This window comes from Microcoleus sp. AT8-B5, assembly GCF_036705565.1.
Classification (GTDB): Bacteria; Cyanobacteriota; Cyanobacteriia; order Cyanobacteriales; family Microcoleaceae; genus Microcoleus.
On record NZ_JAUBUY010000044.1, the window covers coordinates 16,060 to 32,385 of the forward strand.

The following is a 16,326-nucleotide window of genomic DNA, read 5'->3' on the forward strand; positions in this document are numbered from 1 at the left end:
CCATCTGAGCCACAGCCCCAGTTGCTAAACCGTTTTGATTATAGCAGTTAATGTCGATTTTGATTTTTTTTTTCATGATTGCCGATCGCCAGTTGCGAGTTTCGCAGCGATGCGGGCCAAGTTTTCTGCTGCGGTGAGTTTACCAGCACCGTAACAGGCGCGCTGTCTCCATGCGGTGACAGGGAGATGTCCGGGGGGAGCATCTTCGTTGAAGGAGAGCTCGCTGTAATATTTCCAATTTTCCTTGACTCGCCAGCCGACTCGATCGCAAAATTCAGTATAGTTAGCCCCGGTACTTTCCCAAATCTGCTGCTGCACGCTCAACCCGAACCGCCCGCTGCTGTATTGTTGCCAAAGTCGGTCGATCGTGCGAAGGTCTGTAGGAGGAAAACTGTCAATATCGGCTGCACTCAGCCAACCTTCGTCTTCCCTGACAGCGATTTGCAGCAAGATTTCCCAAGTGTGTTCATCAGCTTTGCGCCATTTTCCAGTTTCTAATAGCTTTGTCAGTTGGCGGTAGTCCATCCCCACTTCCGAGATAGCCGCAGTTGACTCAGGTATGGCGCCGATTTTGTCTTCTAGTCGCAGTAGAGTGCTGACAATCAATTCGGGGTTTAGTTGTTCTAGGCGGTACAGAACCCATTCTAACTGAGATTGAATGTGTGTGCGGGCGATCGCACCTTGCTGCACTTCCCCCTGCAACTCATCAAATTTAGCTAACCAATTTTGTTGATTGCGGGCCAATTCCCACATTTGTTTGGCCCACTGCAATCTAACTTGTTCTTTTTTTAAATAAGTTTTGGAAGGCTTAGCACGTTGCGGGTAGGGAGTCAAATCCCAGCCGCAAATCGAGCAAAACTCTGCTTTTTCTTCTATGTATTCAGCACCGCACACTGGACAGTTAGACATATTGCCATCAATTCGGTTGCCAAGTCATTATATGACATCTGGTAAATTAACCATAATTCGATTAGGTACGCACTTCGCACCCTACAATTACAGTTTATCTGTACTAATGTTCGCTTTTCACACCCCAAAGTTAGACTTACAGCATATTCCATGTATATGCGGTACACACAATCTTGTCGTAAGCATCGGTGCGTCGCCACCAGTCAATCTGCAAGTTTCATTAAACATGAGCAGATCCGCACCCTACATAAAAATGTACCAACAATTAAGGCGGATACTGTACTTCATGAATCACCGAATCTGCTGTATTTATAAGCTGTTGCGGCCTTTAAATTGTATGTCAAAAAAAATCAAAGTCTTGTGGGGAGTAGGGGCCCTAGCGTCCCGCCCGCCCTGAATATACAATTTAAATGCGCGACAGCTTACCGCTCTAACAAGGCAAGCGAATAGTAAACAAACTGCCTTTGCCCAACTCGGATTTTACCTCGATCGTGCCGCGGTGAGCTTCGACTATTTGGCGGCAGAGGTGTAGTCCCAAACCTGTACTGGACTTCTTATGAGTTCCCGAGCTAAACCTTTCAAATAACTTTGCTTGTTCGGTGGGAGAAATGCCGGCACCGGTGTCTTTGATGTCTATAATTACCCATGCCAGCGGTTGGTTTTTGAAGCTAGTATAAGCAGGGGAATTAGCAGCTTTTAAGCTGACATCTATTGAGCCGTTGTCGGTGAATTTAATTGCATTTCCGATTAAATTTGTCAGCAAACGGTGTAGCTCCAGACGATCGCCCGGATACTTCGCAATCGGTGCACTTTCTGCACTTTCTGTCAAGTCTAAATTTACCGACAAACCTTTAGCATCCGCTAGGGGAGCTAGTTCTTCAGCTACCTCAGTAATAAGCTGGCGCAAGTCCACGGCCGCGAAACTTAGGGATTTGCGGCCTGCTTCGTACCGATATACTTCCAGCAACATATTTACCATCGCGATCAGGTTTTTGTTGCTGCGAACCATCGTCCCGAAAGCGTCGCGCATGGGAAGGGAAATTTCTCCCAAAGCTCCCTGCTGCATTAAAGTTAGCATTCGATCGGCTGCTACCAGGGGTGTTCGCAAGTCGTGAGCCAGTCGGGAGACAAAATCTTCGCGCTGGAGGGCGATCGAATTGCGCTCGTCTACGCTGTGTTTTAGCCGCAGGAGCGATCGAACCCTCGCCAGCAGTTCGTCCATTTCGACTGGTTTGCGGATGAAATCGTCTGCTCCCATGTCCAATCCCTGCACTACGCTGGCACTGTCGTGAGCAGTGATCAGCAAAATCGGCATAAAGGGCAATTCCTTATTTTCTCGGATTCGTTTAGTGACTTCGTAACCATCCATTCCCGGCATCATCACGTCTAGCAGTACCAAATCCGGGGGTGACTTGTCAATTTGACTCAAGGCCGAAAAGCCGTTTTCTGCCGTGCTAATTTCGTAACCTTCTTCTTCCAGGATTGTCTGCACCAACAAAACATTATCTGGTGCGTCATCTACAACCAGAATCCGATCGGCTTTTGTGGCATTGGGAACAGATAAATAACTCATTTAATTGCTAGCCTGGAAATATTTTTTCAACTTTAATATGGTATCCAACCTATGATTTCACATTTTTACACTTGTTAACTCTGTCATAAGGAATATCTCACAACTTTATCAAATCTTTTTACTTTTTATCAGTCGGATGTAATATAATCTACTACTTAGTTGTCATCGTATGCACACCGTCCCAATCATCGGGCGGGGGTACTTCCAAATAGCTCAGGGATCGGTCGAGGTGAACTTCCACAGGTCGATCGCTGGGTCGCATTGCTAAAGCCGCTTCAAAATAACTAATAGCTTTCTGAAAATTTCTAGCAATATAAGCATCCCTACCGTTACTATAAAGTTCCAAAAACCGAACGGTTTCCCCATCAATGGGTTCAGAACTATTTTGCAGCAACTCGTAAATACCAACTGGTTGATTTTTGCCCTTAACCCGCACCTTGTCTAACTCTCGCACCCAAATTCCTTCGCGACACAAACTGTATGTAAATTCGCTCAAAATTATATCGCATCCGTACTCCTTTGTAAGCTGTTCCAATCGCGAACTCAAATTCACCGCATCCCCAATTACCGTGTAATCCATGCGCTTTTGGGAACCAATATTTCCCGAAACCACCTCTCCGGAACTAATTCCAATTCCGAAGCGAAATGGATCTTCGCCGGGGCGAGAATCATTAAACTCTTTCAAACGCCGGCGCATATCTAAAGCCGACTGCACCGCCATCCAACCGTGGCTTTCCGGGGGATTCAGCGGCAGGGGCGCGCCGAACACGGCCATTAAAGCATCGCCGATAAACTTGTCTAAAGTGCCTTCGTAGTGGAAAACGGCCTCCACCATCGTCTCAAAATATTCGTTCAGCAGGGATACCACATCGGAGGCTCCCAAATTTTCGGTCAGCGTGGTGTAGCCGCGAATGTCGGAAAATAAAATAGTCACTTCTTTGCGTTCGCCCACCATCAGGGCGCCTTCACCCAAGGCCATCACTTTATCTACGACTCCAGGAGTCAGATAGCGGTACATCGTATTTTTCATCCGCTTTTCGCGGCTGATGTCTTCGAGTACCACTAAACCGCCGCGCACGCCGCCCTCTGGATTGATCAGCGGGTTGACAGTCAAATTCAAACTACGTTCAATTAGTTTAATTCGAGAGGCGGGGATGGGTAGCGGACAATAAGGGTGATACAGGGCAGAATTTCGCAGCGCAAATAGAGATTGGGCATTAGCTAATTCTGCCAGCGCTACTTCCTCAGTCCACGCGCGGTTTTCTCCCCAAGCGTAATATAAATTAGGGTCAGTGCGATCGGGTACGGCCAGAATATAACTTTCTTCTTGTTCTTCTTCTTGTTCTTCTTCTTGTTCTTCTTCTTGTTCTTTTTGGGAATTTAACGTTTTTTCCACCAACAGTCCCACCGTTAAACTTTGTTCGGGAACGTAATGTCTGGCAGCATGGTTGAGACTGTCTTCGAGTCGAAATTGCAAATTTTCGATCGGCACAACTTCCCAAACATAGCGATTCACCAGTTTATCTTCCCAAATCTGGGGATTGTGTTTGCTTTTAGCTTGATTTACCGGACAGCCCAACAATTCTAGGGCTGCTTCGTTGATAGTTACAACTCGCCCCTGTAAATCGGTGGAAATTACTGCATCTGAAAGACTTTGCAGCATATCTTTTTGATACTGCTTTTCCACCATCACGTTTTGAAACAGTTGAGAATTTTGCAGCGCCATTCCCGCTTGGGAATTAAACGCTCGCAAAAACTCTTCGTCGGAAGGGGTGAAACTACCTTGGTTCTTATTAATTAGCTGAGTCACCCCGATCAGCTCACCTTTAGCGTTATGCACCGGCATACACAAGACAGTCCGAGTGCGGTATCCCGTTTGCCCGTCTGTAGAGGGGTCAAAGCGGGGATCGTCGTAAGCATCTGTAATATTTAGAGGTTGACCGGTCGAAGCCACGTAGCCAGCAATTCCCTTATTAGCAGGAATGCGGAGATCTACCATCGTTTTGCCGTCAGCCTTGGCGACTTTTGTCCAAAGTTCGTTGGTTTCCCGATTTAACAAAAATAGCGTGCTGCGATCGGCCTGCATCAAGTCGCGAGCTTGATCCATGACAGAGCGCAAAGTTGTTTCCAAGTCAAGACTTTGACCCAAAGTAGTGGTGGCTCTCAACAGTGCGGCAACCCCTCGCTGGTTGCGGGCGACGACGTAGAAAGACTGACAGCTTTCGAGAATAATCCCGATCGAATCTGCAAAAGCCTGGAACTGCTGTTCGTCTTCCTCGCTAAAGGGGGCATCTCCAGCTTTATTTAACAGTCTGACCACCGCCACGGGTTCCTGTTGGCTCTTGCTGCTAAAAATCGGCATACAGAGGATGGTCTCGATGTGGTAGCCCGGTGGTTCGTCTACTTCGGTATTAAAATACTCGTGGGATCGAGCTTCGGCGACATTGATCGATTTTCCGGTTGTTGCTACGTAGCCTAAAATGCCTGCATCCATCGGCAATCGCACTTCTACATCTTCGCCCGTAAGTGGATCGACTGTTTTGTGCCACAGTTGATTTTTGTTCGAGTCCACCAAAAAAATTGTTGTCCGGTCTGCTTGCAAAATTTGACCAATTTTCACAGTGAAGGCATCTAAAAGTTGCTCTAAGAGACTTTCGAGTGCTTCATTGTTAATCAGGTCCATCGCCCGGATAAATTGCTGAAATTCAGCCGTGATAAAGTCCAGCAGGCACACTAATTCAGGAACTGGCAAGCTCTTAACACGGGAGGTCAATGCCCCCATAAAATTGACTTGAGTCAGTGTAGCCAGAACGCTACCAGTATTGGAGAATGTCATGATTAACTGCTTGCTCAGAGGGGTAGACTGACCGCAGGTCGATCTGCGCGAGATTCGGCGGCGGTGCAAACTCTTGAATTTGTTTGCAAGCGCATCGGCACTCGCTTGTCGCTTTGATGAATCGTGAGTTCAAAAGTGGCGCACGCAACTTCAGTTTGCTTGTTATGTATGCTCGATCGATCTTTTTTCCAACCTCGATACTGATGAGGGTTCGTCAATTCAAGCTGAACTTGAGTTCGCAAAACAGAAGGCCTGAAAATTAGGTTACAGGCTTTAGTTCGATCGACAGTGCAATGTAGATTTGACGTTCTGTGCTCGGCCCCAGCGCGCGGTGTTACTGTTTTAGCGCACTCGGCGACCGTATCCGGTCAGGTAAAGGGCGCTATGAAAGCAGCGCGCAAGGCATTCCTACAGAGCTTACTCATAGTTTAATGGTAAACGCAACAGCAGGATAGCGACGGTAATTTATGCAGCAAAAAAGTTCGATCGGTCTTTGAAAACATCCCTATTCAATACCAACTGACGATCGAACAGGGAAGCTAAGCTGGCGGTGATGTTTAAAGGTGCTACAGATCCTGACATTTAGGCCGCTCTGGGCACAGACTGGGCAAACACCACTGATTGATAGTAGCGCTGCAGTTGTGCGGCAGCAGCGGCCCAACCCCAGCGTTCAGCTTCTCGGCGAGCGTTGTGGCGCAAGGTTTCCCGTTCTTCGGGATTCGCCAACAGACGCTTGGTGGCGGCGAGTGCTCCTTCTTCGTCGGCGGGGTCAAATAAATATCCGTTAACACCGTCGGTGACGATATCGGGAATTCCGCCGCTGCGCGCCGCCACTACGGGCGTCCCCGCAGCCATTGCTTCTAGGAGCACTAAGCCCAGGGTTTCGGTGCGGGAGGGAAAAATGAAGGCGTCGGCAGATGCGTAAGCTCTTGCGAGTTCTTGCCCCTTGAGGTAGCCGACAAAATTGGTGGGTGTACCGGCAAAATATTGTTCGAGGGTTTGCCGATGCGGGCCGTCTCCCACTAAGGCGAGGCGGGCATCGGGAATCGCTGCGAGGACTGGTTTGATGCGTTCGATTTCTTTTTCTGCACCGAGGCGGCCGACGTACAGCAGCAGGGGACTGTCTGGGTTATTTGCAGAAAGGCGCGATCGCATTTCTCGACTTGCCAATTCCGGGACAAACATTTCAGTATCTACGCCCCGCTGCCACAAATCTACTCGCTCAATGCCGTGGGTTCTCAATTCTTCCACCATTGCTGTAGAAGTACACAGATTCAATTCTGCTTGGTTGTGGGCACCTTTGAGCAATTCCCACAATAAAGGTTCGAGGACTCCAAAACCGTAATGGTGCAAATATTTCGGCAAATGCGTGTGGTAAGAAGCCAAAATCGGAATGTTGAACTTTTTCCCGTAATATATACCCCCCAATCCCAAAATAGCGGGATTGACAACGTGAATAATATCCGGTTTAAACTGCTCTAATTGGCGACCGACAGCCGGAGAAGGAAGTGCCATTTTCAGTTCCGGGTACATCGGCAAAGGCAAGCCCTCCACACCGTAAACTCGTGCGCCTTTGTATTCTTTAATCCCGTAATCTGGAGAAAATATCAGAACTTGTTCGCCCGATCGCTGCAAGTGATCTACAGTGTGAATCAGGCGCGTCACAATGCCGTCTATTTTCGGCAAAAATGTTTCAGTGAACAGAGCAATTTTCATAAAAATAAGTTACTTAGGGAGCCGATAATCATAGCCAGAGGCCAAGGTCATCGGTAACAGGATACACTGTGTCGGGGGGCGTAAGTCATGGCGTGCGATCGGCTGCTTTTCTACACTTCTTCTGTCAGTTGCACTACCGCTAATTCCGAGCGAGAGGTTTTTGGGGTAAGATCCAAATTCCCTGAATGCGAATAGATAAAATTATCCCACCTAAAAGCAATCCCACACCTTTGGCAAAGCAATTAATTCTGTGAATTTCCTGTGCAGTTTTAGCAATTAACATTTCTTTTTCCGCAGCATAAGGCGCTTCGCTAACAGGCGCGGTAATTTTGATAACTCGCGGTTAGTGCAGCCCATTCCGGTATTAAATAATAATAACGAACTGCACTGGCTGAAAATCTCGGCAGAACAACGAAAAGCAACAGAATAATATTGCGAATTTCTACGACATTTTTTTCCAAAAAGCCAGCATTAAAAACCTTATGGATTTTTTTTAATTAACCGCAGAGGACACAGAGGACACAGAGAAAGAGATAAAAAAGATAGATTATCGTAATATACAGCAAACTCCATTCAGAACTTGCGAACCCTTCTCCTCTCTTCCCTTCTTTTCTCTTACTTCGCGCCCTTCGCGCCTTCGCGGTTCGTTAAAAAGCTCTTTCCCCGCAGGTAGAGGTCTGAACTTACTTCCAAGAAACCTTCGGCAAAATCTGGTTTTTATCGACACGGTGCTGATATTTTGTAGCAAAATTCAGCAGAGAATCGAGCAGGGAATCTGAGAGATAGTGCGGTTGCAAACCGAGGTCTAGCAAATTGGTGTTTTTGGCATTGAAATAATGTTCTTCTTTCTCGACTCTGGGATTTTCGATGTTGTTGATTTCTACTTTTAATCCCATTGCCATGCCTGCTTTTTGCACCAAGGAGGCTAAGTCGCCGACGCTGAATTGTTCGGTGAATTGGTTGAAGACGCGGAATTGTCCGGCTTCGGCGGGGTTGGCTAGAGCCAATTCCACGCACCGCACGGTATCCCGAATGTCTAAGAAGCTGCGGGTTTGTCCGCCACTGCCATAAACTGTCAGAGGATGACCGATCGCAGCTTGGATGCAAAATCTGTTCAATGCTGTCCCGAATACTCCGTCGTAGTCCAAACGGTTGATCAACAGTTCGTCCATGCCGGTTTCATCTGTGAGCACGCCGTAGACTACGCCCTGATTTAAGTCGGTGGCTCTTAAACCCCAGATTTTGCAAGCAAAATGGATGTTGTGGGAGTCGTGGACTTTTGACAGGTGGTAGAAACTGCCTGGTTGTTTGGGATAGGGTAGTGTATCCTTGCGACCGTTGTGTTCGATCGTGATGTAGCCTTCTTCAATGTCAATATTCGGCGTGCCGTATTCGCCCATTGTCCCTAATTTCACTAGGTGACAATCGGGGAAGTCTTCGCGGATGGCGTACAGCAGGTTGAGTGTCCCGACGACGTTATTGACTTGGGTGAGGACTGCGTGTTCGCGATCAATCATTGAGAAAGGTGCCGAACGCTGTTCGCCGAAATGGACGATCGCCTCTGGTGCAAATTTTCTCATGCTTTTGCTGAGAAAATCGTAGTTGGTGATGTCACCGACGAACAAGTCGATCGACTTGCCCGTTAAATCTTGCCATCGCTGGAGTCGTTGCTGAATCGGTGCGATGGGAGTGAGGGTGTCGCTGCACAGTTCCAGATCCCAGTGCCGCCTCACGAAGCTGTCGAGGATGCCAACTTCGTAACCTTTGTTAGAAAGGTAGAGTGCGGTTGCCCAACCGCAATAGCCATCGCCACCAATAACCAGGACTTTCATAAATCAACGGTGAATCTTGCTTGCCAATACTGGGTTAATGTACCAGGTATTGGTGCATTCTGAACCTTTAATAAGCGCGTGTTCGCCCAGGAAGGACTCTGTTTTTTTGGATTAACCCGGAATTTCGTCGGCGAAACTGGCCCGGCGGGTGAATTCAAAGGGGCCAGCCTGGGCTCCCCAGACGTGGGCGTCGGTTTCTGGGTCGCGCCCGCGATCGTGGCTAATAAATTTGTCTTGGTCAATCTCGAATTCGCTGTCTAGATAGGTTTTTTTGCCCTTTCTGACCACCATGCAGCCTTTTCCGGGTTCGACAGACCCTTTGAAGCTGTTGCCCGTCCACTGCGTAATAAAGGTGCAGCCAGGAAGTAGAGTCAGTTGTTCTTTTTTGATTTCTTGCAGCCGTTGCGGGTCGCGGGCCGCGCCGTAGAATTGTTCTTCGTTTTCTATGGCATAATTTTCGATGTCGATTCGATCGCCCACTGGGACTAATTTCAAAACTCGGACTCGGTACGGTACGTGCAGTTCAATATCGTAGGCTTGTTCTAGGTACAAGCTGATCCCATCCAGAACTTCGATCGGCAAAGGCCTCATGCAGACGCGGATGTGGGCGAAGAATGGCGGGTTTTCAAAGGCTTGGGCTTGGTTGCTGAAGTCGGCGGCCATCCAGCGGGCGAGGGTGACGATATCGGTGGAATGAGACATATCGATTTTCGATTTTAGATTTTAGATTTTGGATTGAGGGAGTAGAAGTTATTTTAGGGGATAGCGGGCGATCGGCTATTACTCTCAAGATATTGTTGATAAGCTGCCCTCACTCCTCCAAACAACTTGATCGAAATAAGTCTTGGAGCGTCCAACCCCTCTTCTGGGCTAGTTCTCGAATCCGCAGTCTCACGTATCTGATCGCCCTTATCGAAAAACTGGGTCTAAAGCCCCGTCCTTCTAGGACGGCTTTTCCTCTTTAAGTTTATCAATCCAGCCCTCTATAAGTTGGGTCATTGTTTTTTCTTTCTGTTTGGCAATTCTCCGCAACTTCTCTAGCCGACTCACGGCAATGCGAATACTTAATCTTTCTCTGGTCATTTGGCTACCCAATTGCTACCCTATTATGTGATCATGGTAAGCATGAAAGCAAGATATCAGTACCGTTTCTATCCAACAAGCCAACAGCAGCAGAGCTTAGCTCAGTTGTTCGGTTGCGTTCGTGTTGTTTATAACGATGCTCTTGCAATCTGCAAACAATCTCAAAAGAAGCCTAAATCGGCCCAACTCCAAAAGATTGTTATCACTCAGGCAAAAAAGACTCAGCAAAGAGCTTGGCTTAGTGAAGTGTCGGCAATTCCTTTGCAGCAGTCGGTAGCTGATTTAGAGGCAGCCTTCAAGAATTTTTTCGATTCCTGTAAAGGTAAGAGAAAGGGGCAAAAAGTTGGCTACCCTAAATTCAAAAAACGCACCTCTAGTCAGTCAGCTAGACTAACTCGCGGTGGGTTTTCAGTCAAGGGGCAGGGTGTTTATTTAGCAAAGATGGGTATTGTCAAGCCGATTTGGTCTAGAGAGCTACCGTCAGAGCCTAGCTCAGTTACGATAATTAAAGACTGCGCTAACCGCTATTTTTTGAGCTTTGTAGTAGAAGTAGAACCCGTTCAACTCGACGCCAAAAACCAAAGTGTCGGGATTGACTTGGGTATTAAAACTTTTGCTGTGATGAGCAACGGTGAAAAAGCTGTAAGCCCCTGCTATAAAGCGGTAGACCGCAAGGTTCGCCAACTTCAGCGTAAGTTAGCGCGTCAACAGAAAGACTCTAAACGAAGAAGAAAAACCCGTATTCAAATTGCCAAACAGCACAACAAGATTGCTGATACTCGCAAAGATTTCTTGCACAAACTATCAACCAAAGTAGTTAGCGAAAACCAAACTATCGTTTTGGAAGAGTTGAATGTATCAGGAATGGTTAAAAACCGTAAACTGTCTAGAGCAATTAGCCAGCAAGGTTGGAGAGAGTTTAGGGTCTTAGTTGAGGCAAAGTCGGAAAAGTATGGACGTGAGTTCGTAATTATTAGTCGATGGGAACCTACAAGCCAAACTTGCTCTGATTGCGGATATAAATGGGGAAAAATTGATTTGTCTGTGCGTTCTATACTTTGCCTAAATTGCGGTACAGAACACGACCGAGATGAAAACGCTTCGGTAAATATAGAAAAAGTCGGCCTGGGGCATCGGCACGACTCTAAATGTACGTCGAGACAGAGTAAGACTACCGGGCGTAGCGTCCGTCAATGAAGCGTAAAGAATCCCCACGCCTTCAGGCTGGGGAGTATGTCAACCTATGATACCAACATCCAAGCCCAAATTAAACACTCATCCCTGGTGTATCGTGCGACAATTGCCAAATATGCAGCGATTGGTGGTTGCTCGGTTCCACCGTCGGGGCGATGCGGAGGGATATATCCAGATTTTACAGCGGTTGTTGCCGACGGCTAAACACGCGATCGTTTTTGATACGACTGGGGCTGAGAAATTGCCACAAGTGCGATCGACTCAATTAGAACGAATCTTGTAATTAATCAGGAGCGATCGTGTTTTATAGCAAGTGCGATCGCTCCTTCATTAAATCCACTTGACAACTGATAAGCTACAATATTTCAAGAGTATCTGAGAGCTTCGATCCCTATGAATACTCAATTAATGGTAAAACCTTCTTCTTTGATGCCCCAAGGCATCAAAATGGTAGAATTTGGGAATATTTACTTATTCAGATTTACCGACGATCTCCAATCTCGCATGGAAGAACTGCTAGAGAGAAAAAGACTAGATTTGTTAACTGTCGATGAAATTCCAGAATTAGCTGGCATCATCGAACTATCCCGAATTTTTACCTTGATTAACGCCCAACTTTCCACTCAAGCTAAATGGTGTCCGATCGCACTCGACAATTTATACGACAACGAGCTAAATATCTCTGCGAATACTGCCACTCTCCAGAATATCTAAGCCCAGATCGCTTTACCATAGATCATCTCATGCCCAAATCTCTAGGCGGATCTGATGACAGTGAAAATTTAGCATTAGCTTGCCGTCGCTGCAACGAACGCCACTACAATTTTACCAACGGAATTGACCAGGAAACTCAGCAAGAATGTTTATTATTTAATCCTCGTCAGCAGCAGTGGTCAGAACATTTTATCTGGACAGCAGATGGTCTAAATATTGTCCCTAAAACTCCCATAGGTCGAGCAACTTGCAATCGGCTTGACCTTAATGATGAACGTTATGATGAAGAGGATTCGATTCGGCGATCGCGCAGGTTTTGGGTAGAAGGTGGTTGGCATCCACCTGCTGAAGATGCTCGTCAATTAGAATAAGCACGATCGTTCAATCCAAAAGTTTTATGAAATGAAGCATTTGCGCCGTCAATCTACAGATAAACCTAGAGATTTTTGGCGCAAATACGTTGTCGAACTGATACTTTTGCCAGAGATTAAATCCTCTGGTTGAAACATCTAAATTAGCAAATTAGATGAGTTTGACAGCCCGCAGACCAAACATCAGCACTGTCGCCAAGCCGATCATGCCGCCAAAGATCCCAAAATAAGTTATTGCTCCGCTAAGAGTCATGGCAATTTCTCCAAAACAATCAATAAAAAGACATATAAGAACTATAATCTAAAATCTAATATCTAAATTAGATAAATATGCAATCCATAATTAAAGTTGACTTGGGGCCACAATCTTACAATGTTTGCGTGCGATCGGGCGGTTTAGACGAACTCGGCAGTCTGATGGGCGATTTAAGTTTGGGCAAAAAAGTGCTGCTGGTGTCGAATCAGTCGATTTTTCGGCAGTACGGCGAAAGAGCAACAGCAGCCCTCGAATCAGCCGGTCTGGAAGTCAGTAGCTGCATTTTACCACCGGGAGAACAGTACAAAACTTTAAATTCGGTACAGAAAATTTACGGTGCGGCTTTGGAAAACCGCTTAGAACGTTCCTCGACAATGGTGGCTTTGGGCGGCGGGGTGGTTGGCGATATGACGGGTTTTGCGGCGGCGACTTGGCTGCGGGGAATTAATGTCGTGCAGGTTCCGACTTCGCTGCTGGCGATGGTTGATGCTTCTATCGGCGGCAAAACGGGGGTAAATCATCCTTTAGGGAAGAATTTAATCGGGGCTTTTCACCAGCCACGTTTGGTTTTGATTGACCCGGATGTACTCAAAACTCTGCCGGCGAGGGAGTTTCGGTCGGCGATGGCGGAAGTCATAAAGTACGGGGTGATTTGGGATGCTGAACTTTTCGGGAAGTTGGAGAATTGCAAGCGTTTGGATCAAATGCGCTATGTGAAGGCGGATTTGTTGGCAGAAATTTTGAGCAGGTCTTGCCAAGCTAAGGCTGAGGTGGTCAGCAAAGACGAGAAGGAATCGGGTTTGCGGGCGATTTTGAATTACGGACACACCATCGGTCATGCTGTGGAAAGTTTGACCAATTACAAGGTGATCAATCACGGGGAAGGAGTGGCTATCGGTATGGCTGCGTCAAGCCGGTTGGCTGTGGAGTTGGGAATGTGGGATGCTGAGTACGATCGCCGCCAGTCTGCTTTAATTGAAAAAGCGGGTTTACCTGCCAAATTGCCGGCGGGTGTGGATGTTGAGGAAATTTTGCATACTTTGCAACTGGACAAGAAGGTGCAGGATGGCAAGGTGCGGTTTGTGCTGCCGGTGCGCTTGGGTGAGGCTGCTGTGAGCGATCGGGTGGATGGGGATTTGATTATACAAGTTTTGAAGGAAATGCTTTAGATTCTCGTTTTTGGGGGTGTTTAACCGCCGCTGAACGCTGATTCACGCCGATCGCCCAAGATTTTTTTTCTTTCAATCGGCGATCGGCGGTTGAGTTTAGGATTCGCTGGATCGCGAATTAATTTCCTCCAAGATTTTCTCTACTCTGTTAGCAGCTTGAGTTCTACCTTGCTTGATAAATAACTCCTTAGCTTTTTTGAGGCTGGCTACCGCCTCCGCTTGGTTTTCCTTGTCTCCTTGCTGGTACAAACCGACTCCTAAATTGTTTAAAGCATCGGGATATCGATCGTTAATTTTAACGGCTTGTCTCCACTGAACAATTGCCTCGGGCAACTGCCCCTGACTTGCCATCGCCACGCCTAAATCGTTGTGAGCTTTGGCGTGCTTCGGGTTGACTTCAATTGCTTTTTGGAATAGAACTATCGCCTCGCTCATTTTACCTTGCCCCGACAGCATAGTTCCCAACTTGTAATAAGCATCCGCTTCTTTGGGATAGCGAGCGATTAGTTGTCGGTACAAAGCTTCGGCATTGACAGCGTTTCCTTGACCGTAAAGGTCGTTGGCAGTTCTCAAACCCACGGTGTAGCCTTTACCTACAACTTGGCACTTTTTCTCGGAGTTGCCTTCCTGCTTGCAAATCCTGAGTTCGTCTCCCTTCATCTCGTAGGACATAACTTCCCGAACAGCAGGGCCGCGGCGCGGGGGCTGCAAGTTCTGCGACTGCAAGTTTTGCGAGAGTTGCAGGGCGATTGTCTCAGCCCCGGCCGGTTGGGCCGCTGCGACACTCCAGATTCCTGCACCCACCAAAATGCTTGGGGCAATCCACCTCAAAGGTTTTAACCAGGGAAACTCTCGATCGTTTTTCATGTCTTTTGTCGAAACGTGTTGTTGATATCCTGGGTTTCACTAGGGCCGTAAGAGTCGGAGCCGATGGGGCCCACCCGATGAAATAGTTAGTTATTAACAGATACATTTAACCCGGCAATTCCCGGAAGTCCGAGATTGCTGAGTATGGTAAGACTTGGAAATCAGCAAGAATTCCAGTCAAAGAGGTATCTCTCAAAGCTTTCAACAAAATGTTAAAAGCGCCATTGGTATCCCGGTCTAGTTTGTGACCGCAGGAGGGGCAAGCAAAATGCTTTTTGCCTCCTAGTTTTGTATGAATGTGACCGCACTTTGAACAGGTCTTAGATGTATACTCTTCTGTTACGTCTACTACAACACAACCATGTTTGGCTGCTTGATGCTTCAACGTTTGTTTGAATTTATAGTGACTCAAAGTCACCATCGCTCTAGCTGTTTTCGCAGTCAGGCGACGCTTGCCTTTCTTCACCATCTGCTGAGTCTCGAAAGTCGGCAGAAAGATTACCTTGTATTTGTCACACAGATATTTCGCCGTTTTTTTGTGCAATTCAGAAACCAAATTTTTAATTTGGTTTCTGATTTTAGATGCAGCTTTTCTCAAGCAATAGCGAAGTCGTTTAAAACTTCTCCCCTTGCTGTTGCCGATTCGACTCATTATTTTATCTAGATGCCTAGCAAGACGGTAGATTCTGCCAATATCATACTTGCCCACCTCTAGTACCTCCTGCCCGTCGAAACCCGTCATAAAAGTTCTTACACCGGGGTCGAGTGCCACAGCCAGTCTTGAGTCTGTCGCAGCAGGCTTGCTTTGCTTGACTGCATAACTTACAAACCACTGACCGTTAATTAAGCTTAGGCTTGGCTCGTGCTGCATGACATCCAAAATTGGTTCTGCTGACTTAAAGCTTAAGCCTTTGGTCCCTTGAGGGTAAAACGTACTTGATTTCCAGTTGTCAGTTTGAAATCTAATGGTTTGAGACGTATCTCGACAGGTTCTGAATTTAGCTGAACCTCCCGACTTTTTAGCAGCTTTGTGGGCTTCAAATGCTTGAAATACTGCTAGCTGTCTGGGATTGTAAGGTTGTAGTTTTACCCAATCTGGCGCGCTATCCATAATCTGCTTTCGCAGAGCGTATTTACCAATTTTCTGGGTTTTGAGGATAGCAATTGCTTGGTTGTAACACCACCGACTAGCAGCTATCCAAGTTCTCCAGGTTGCTGCTAATTTCGTTTCCGGGTAAACTCGGATCTTCTTTGATAGTAGATTTGTACTTGCGGAGTCCGTACAATCGGCAACTGAATACGTGGATGATGGCAAGGATATCTTCAATGATTTCTCTTTCTGGAGATAGTTCTGTGCGACCGAGAACCACGAGTTTGCAATCGTTTTGTTCGCACACCCCTCTGATGAGGTCACAACCAAACCTTGCGAGTCGGTCAAGGTGGAAGACCACAATTGGGCTGATAGTTCCTGACATGACTTGTCCCAAAAGGGCAAGAAGACTTTTTCTTTTGAAATTGAGTCCCCCTCCGATATCTTGGAAGACTTGGCCTTGCGGGTAGATTCCTTGGAGGTAGCTGATTTGTCGGTTGAGGTCTTCTTTTTGTGTGGCCCTGCTAACTCGGCAGTAGAGGGCGGTGATTCTTGGATGGAGTCCGTCACTGAACACTGAGTCAATGTCGTAACGTCGCTGGTTGGTAGGAGTTCTAATTGTCTTGATTTTTCCTGCTTCGTCCCAGTTTCTAAGGGTCTTTTGGGAAACCGAGAGGAGTTTACAGGCTTCTCGGGGGGTGACTCAAGCGAGTCAT

16 protein-coding genes and 1 pseudogene are annotated in these 16,326 nt (G+C 47.0%); 5 read left to right on the forward strand and 12 right to left on the reverse strand.

Annotated elements, in window-relative coordinates; genetic code table 11:
• Positions 1-72 precede the first annotated feature (72 nt).
• The 8 genes from QUB39_RS23690 to QUB39_RS23725 form a co-directional block, all read right to left on the reverse strand.
• On the reverse strand, positions 73-909 hold the full coding sequence (locus QUB39_RS23690; RefSeq protein WP_333057389.1) for a GUN4 domain-containing protein: 837 nt from the start codon (positions 907-909) through the stop codon (positions 73-75).
• 430 nt (positions 910-1,339) lie between these two features.
• Complete coding sequence (locus QUB39_RS23695) at positions 1,340-2,482, reverse strand: hybrid sensor histidine kinase/response regulator (protein WP_333057388.1); 1,143 nt, start codon at positions 2,480-2,482, stop codon at positions 1,340-1,342.
• A 151-nt stretch (positions 2,483-2,633) separates the two neighbouring features.
• Complete coding sequence (locus QUB39_RS23700; RefSeq protein WP_333057387.1) at positions 2,634-5,318, reverse strand: GAF domain-containing protein; 2,685 nt, start codon at positions 5,316-5,318, stop codon at positions 2,634-2,636.
• A gap of 14 nt (positions 5,319-5,332) precedes the next feature.
• Positions 5,333-5,560 carry a hypothetical protein gene (locus tag QUB39_RS23705; RefSeq protein ID WP_333279275.1) on the reverse strand — a complete coding sequence of 76 codons (228 nt, stop codon included), beginning with the start codon at positions 5,558-5,560 and terminating at the stop codon, positions 5,333-5,335.
• A 340-nt stretch (positions 5,561-5,900) separates the two neighbouring features.
• A complete protein-coding gene (locus QUB39_RS23710; RefSeq protein WP_333211462.1) occupies positions 5,901-7,034 on the reverse strand; it encodes a glycosyltransferase in 1,134 nt (377 codons plus the stop codon).
• Between the two features lie 683 nt (positions 7,035-7,717).
• A complete protein-coding gene (locus QUB39_RS23715) occupies positions 7,718-8,866 on the reverse strand; it encodes an NAD-dependent epimerase/dehydratase family protein (protein WP_333057384.1) in 1,149 nt (382 codons plus the stop codon).
• A gap of 111 nt (positions 8,867-8,977) precedes the next feature.
• Positions 8,978-9,568, reverse strand: coding sequence for a chromophore lyase CpcT/CpeT (locus tag QUB39_RS23720; protein WP_333057383.1), 591 nt, complete (start codon positions 9,566-9,568; stop codon positions 8,978-8,980).
• Positions 9,569-9,808: 240 nt separating this feature from the next.
• On the reverse strand, positions 9,809-9,949 hold the full coding sequence (locus tag QUB39_RS23725; RefSeq protein ID WP_333211460.1) for a hypothetical protein: 141 nt from the start codon (positions 9,947-9,949) through the stop codon (positions 9,809-9,811).
• A gap of 42 nt (positions 9,950-9,991) precedes the next feature.
• Here QUB39_RS23725 and QUB39_RS23730 point away from each other — a divergent pair, with 42 nt between their 5' ends.
• From QUB39_RS23730 to QUB39_RS23745, 4 genes are all read left to right on the forward strand, one after another.
• A complete protein-coding gene (locus QUB39_RS23730; protein WP_333057382.1) occupies positions 9,992-11,146 on the forward strand; it encodes a transposase in 1,155 nt (384 codons plus the stop codon).
• Between the two features lie 46 nt (positions 11,147-11,192).
• The gene (locus QUB39_RS23735; protein ID WP_333057381.1) at positions 11,193-11,426 is read left to right on the forward strand and encodes a hypothetical protein; all 234 of its coding nucleotides are present in this window, start codon (positions 11,193-11,195) and stop codon (positions 11,424-11,426) included.
• A 110-nt stretch (positions 11,427-11,536) separates the two neighbouring features.
• Positions 11,537-11,857 carry a hypothetical protein gene (locus QUB39_RS23740; protein ID WP_333211457.1) on the forward strand — a complete coding sequence of 107 codons (321 nt, stop codon included), beginning with the start codon at positions 11,537-11,539 and terminating at the stop codon, positions 11,855-11,857.
• Positions 11,858-11,886: 29 nt separating this feature from the next.
• Positions 11,887-12,228, forward strand: a complete 342-nt coding sequence (locus QUB39_RS23745; protein ID WP_333057379.1) for an HNH endonuclease — start codon at positions 11,887-11,889, stop codon at positions 12,226-12,228.
• Positions 12,229-12,379: 151 nt separating this feature from the next.
• Here QUB39_RS23745 and petL read toward each other — a convergent pair whose 3' ends face one another.
• Positions 12,380-12,481 (reverse strand): cytochrome b6-f complex subunit PetL, encoded by a 102-nt coding sequence (gene petL, locus QUB39_RS23750; protein ID WP_006633742.1) that lies wholly within the window; start codon positions 12,479-12,481, stop codon positions 12,380-12,382.
• A 77-nt stretch (positions 12,482-12,558) separates the two neighbouring features.
• On the opposite strand from petL, the gene aroB reads away from it, so the two are divergent.
• Positions 12,559-13,653: a 3-dehydroquinate synthase gene (aroB, locus tag QUB39_RS23755; protein WP_333057378.1), complete on the forward strand. Its 1,095-nt coding sequence runs from the start codon at positions 12,559-12,561 to the stop codon at positions 13,651-13,653.
• A 96-nt stretch (positions 13,654-13,749) separates the two neighbouring features.
• On the opposite strand, the gene QUB39_RS23760 is transcribed toward aroB, so the two are convergent.
• From QUB39_RS23760 to QUB39_RS23770, 3 genes and pseudogenes are all read right to left on the reverse strand, one after another.
• Positions 13,750-14,520 (reverse strand): tetratricopeptide repeat protein, encoded by a 771-nt coding sequence (locus QUB39_RS23760; protein WP_333211455.1) that lies wholly within the window; start codon positions 14,518-14,520, stop codon positions 13,750-13,752.
• Between the two features lie 106 nt (positions 14,521-14,626).
• Positions 14,627-15,766 carry a transposase gene (locus QUB39_RS23765; protein WP_333211475.1) on the reverse strand — a complete coding sequence of 380 codons (1,140 nt, stop codon included), beginning with the start codon at positions 15,764-15,766 and terminating at the stop codon, positions 14,627-14,629.
• Positions 15,708-16,313, reverse strand: a pseudogene (locus tag QUB39_RS23770) (IS607 family transposase); the annotation flags it as partial. The gene QUB39_RS23765 and the pseudogene QUB39_RS23770, both read right to left, overlap by 59 nt.
• Positions 16,314-16,326 lie beyond the last annotated feature (13 nt).

Bases quoted from the DNA above. Each gene is read 5' to 3' on its own strand.
- QUB39_RS23690 (WP_333057389.1), bottom strand. From the start codon at position 909: ATGTCTAACTGTCCAGTGTGCGGTGCTGAATACATAGAAGAAAAAGCA.
- QUB39_RS23695 (WP_333057388.1), bottom strand. From the start codon at position 2,482: ATGAGTTATTTATCTGTTCCCAATGCCACAAAAGCCGATCGGATTCTG.
- QUB39_RS23700 (WP_333057387.1), bottom strand. From the start codon at position 5,318: ATGACATTCTCCAATACTGGTAGCGTTCTGGCTACACTGACTCAAGTC.
- QUB39_RS23710 (WP_333211462.1), bottom strand. From the start codon at position 7,034: ATGAAAATTGCTCTGTTCACTGAAACATTTTTGCCGAAAATAGACGGC.
- QUB39_RS23715 (WP_333057384.1), bottom strand. From the start codon at position 8,866: ATGAAAGTCCTGGTTATTGGTGGCGATGGCTATTGCGGTTGGGCAACC.
- QUB39_RS23720 (WP_333057383.1), bottom strand. From the start codon at position 9,568: ATGTCTCATTCCACCGATATCGTCACCCTCGCCCGCTGGATGGCCGCC.
- QUB39_RS23725 (WP_333211460.1), bottom strand. From the start codon at position 9,949: ATGACCAGAGAAAGATTAAGTATTCGCATTGCCGTGAGTCGGCTAGAG.
- QUB39_RS23730 (WP_333057382.1), top strand. From the start codon at position 9,992: ATGAAAGCAAGATATCAGTACCGTTTCTATCCAACAAGCCAACAGCAG.
- QUB39_RS23735 (WP_333057381.1), top strand. From the start codon at position 11,193: ATGATACCAACATCCAAGCCCAAATTAAACACTCATCCCTGGTGTATC.
- QUB39_RS23740 (WP_333211457.1), top strand. From the start codon at position 11,537: ATGAATACTCAATTAATGGTAAAACCTTCTTCTTTGATGCCCCAAGGC.
- QUB39_RS23745 (WP_333057379.1), top strand. From the start codon at position 11,887: ATGCCCAAATCTCTAGGCGGATCTGATGACAGTGAAAATTTAGCATTA.
- petL (WP_006633742.1), bottom strand. From the start codon at position 12,481: ATGACTCTTAGCGGAGCAATAACTTATTTTGGGATCTTTGGCGGCATG.
- aroB (WP_333057378.1), top strand. From the start codon at position 12,559: ATGCAATCCATAATTAAAGTTGACTTGGGGCCACAATCTTACAATGTT.
- QUB39_RS23760 (WP_333211455.1), bottom strand. From the start codon at position 14,520: ATGAAAAACGATCGAGAGTTTCCCTGGTTAAAACCTTTGAGGTGGATT.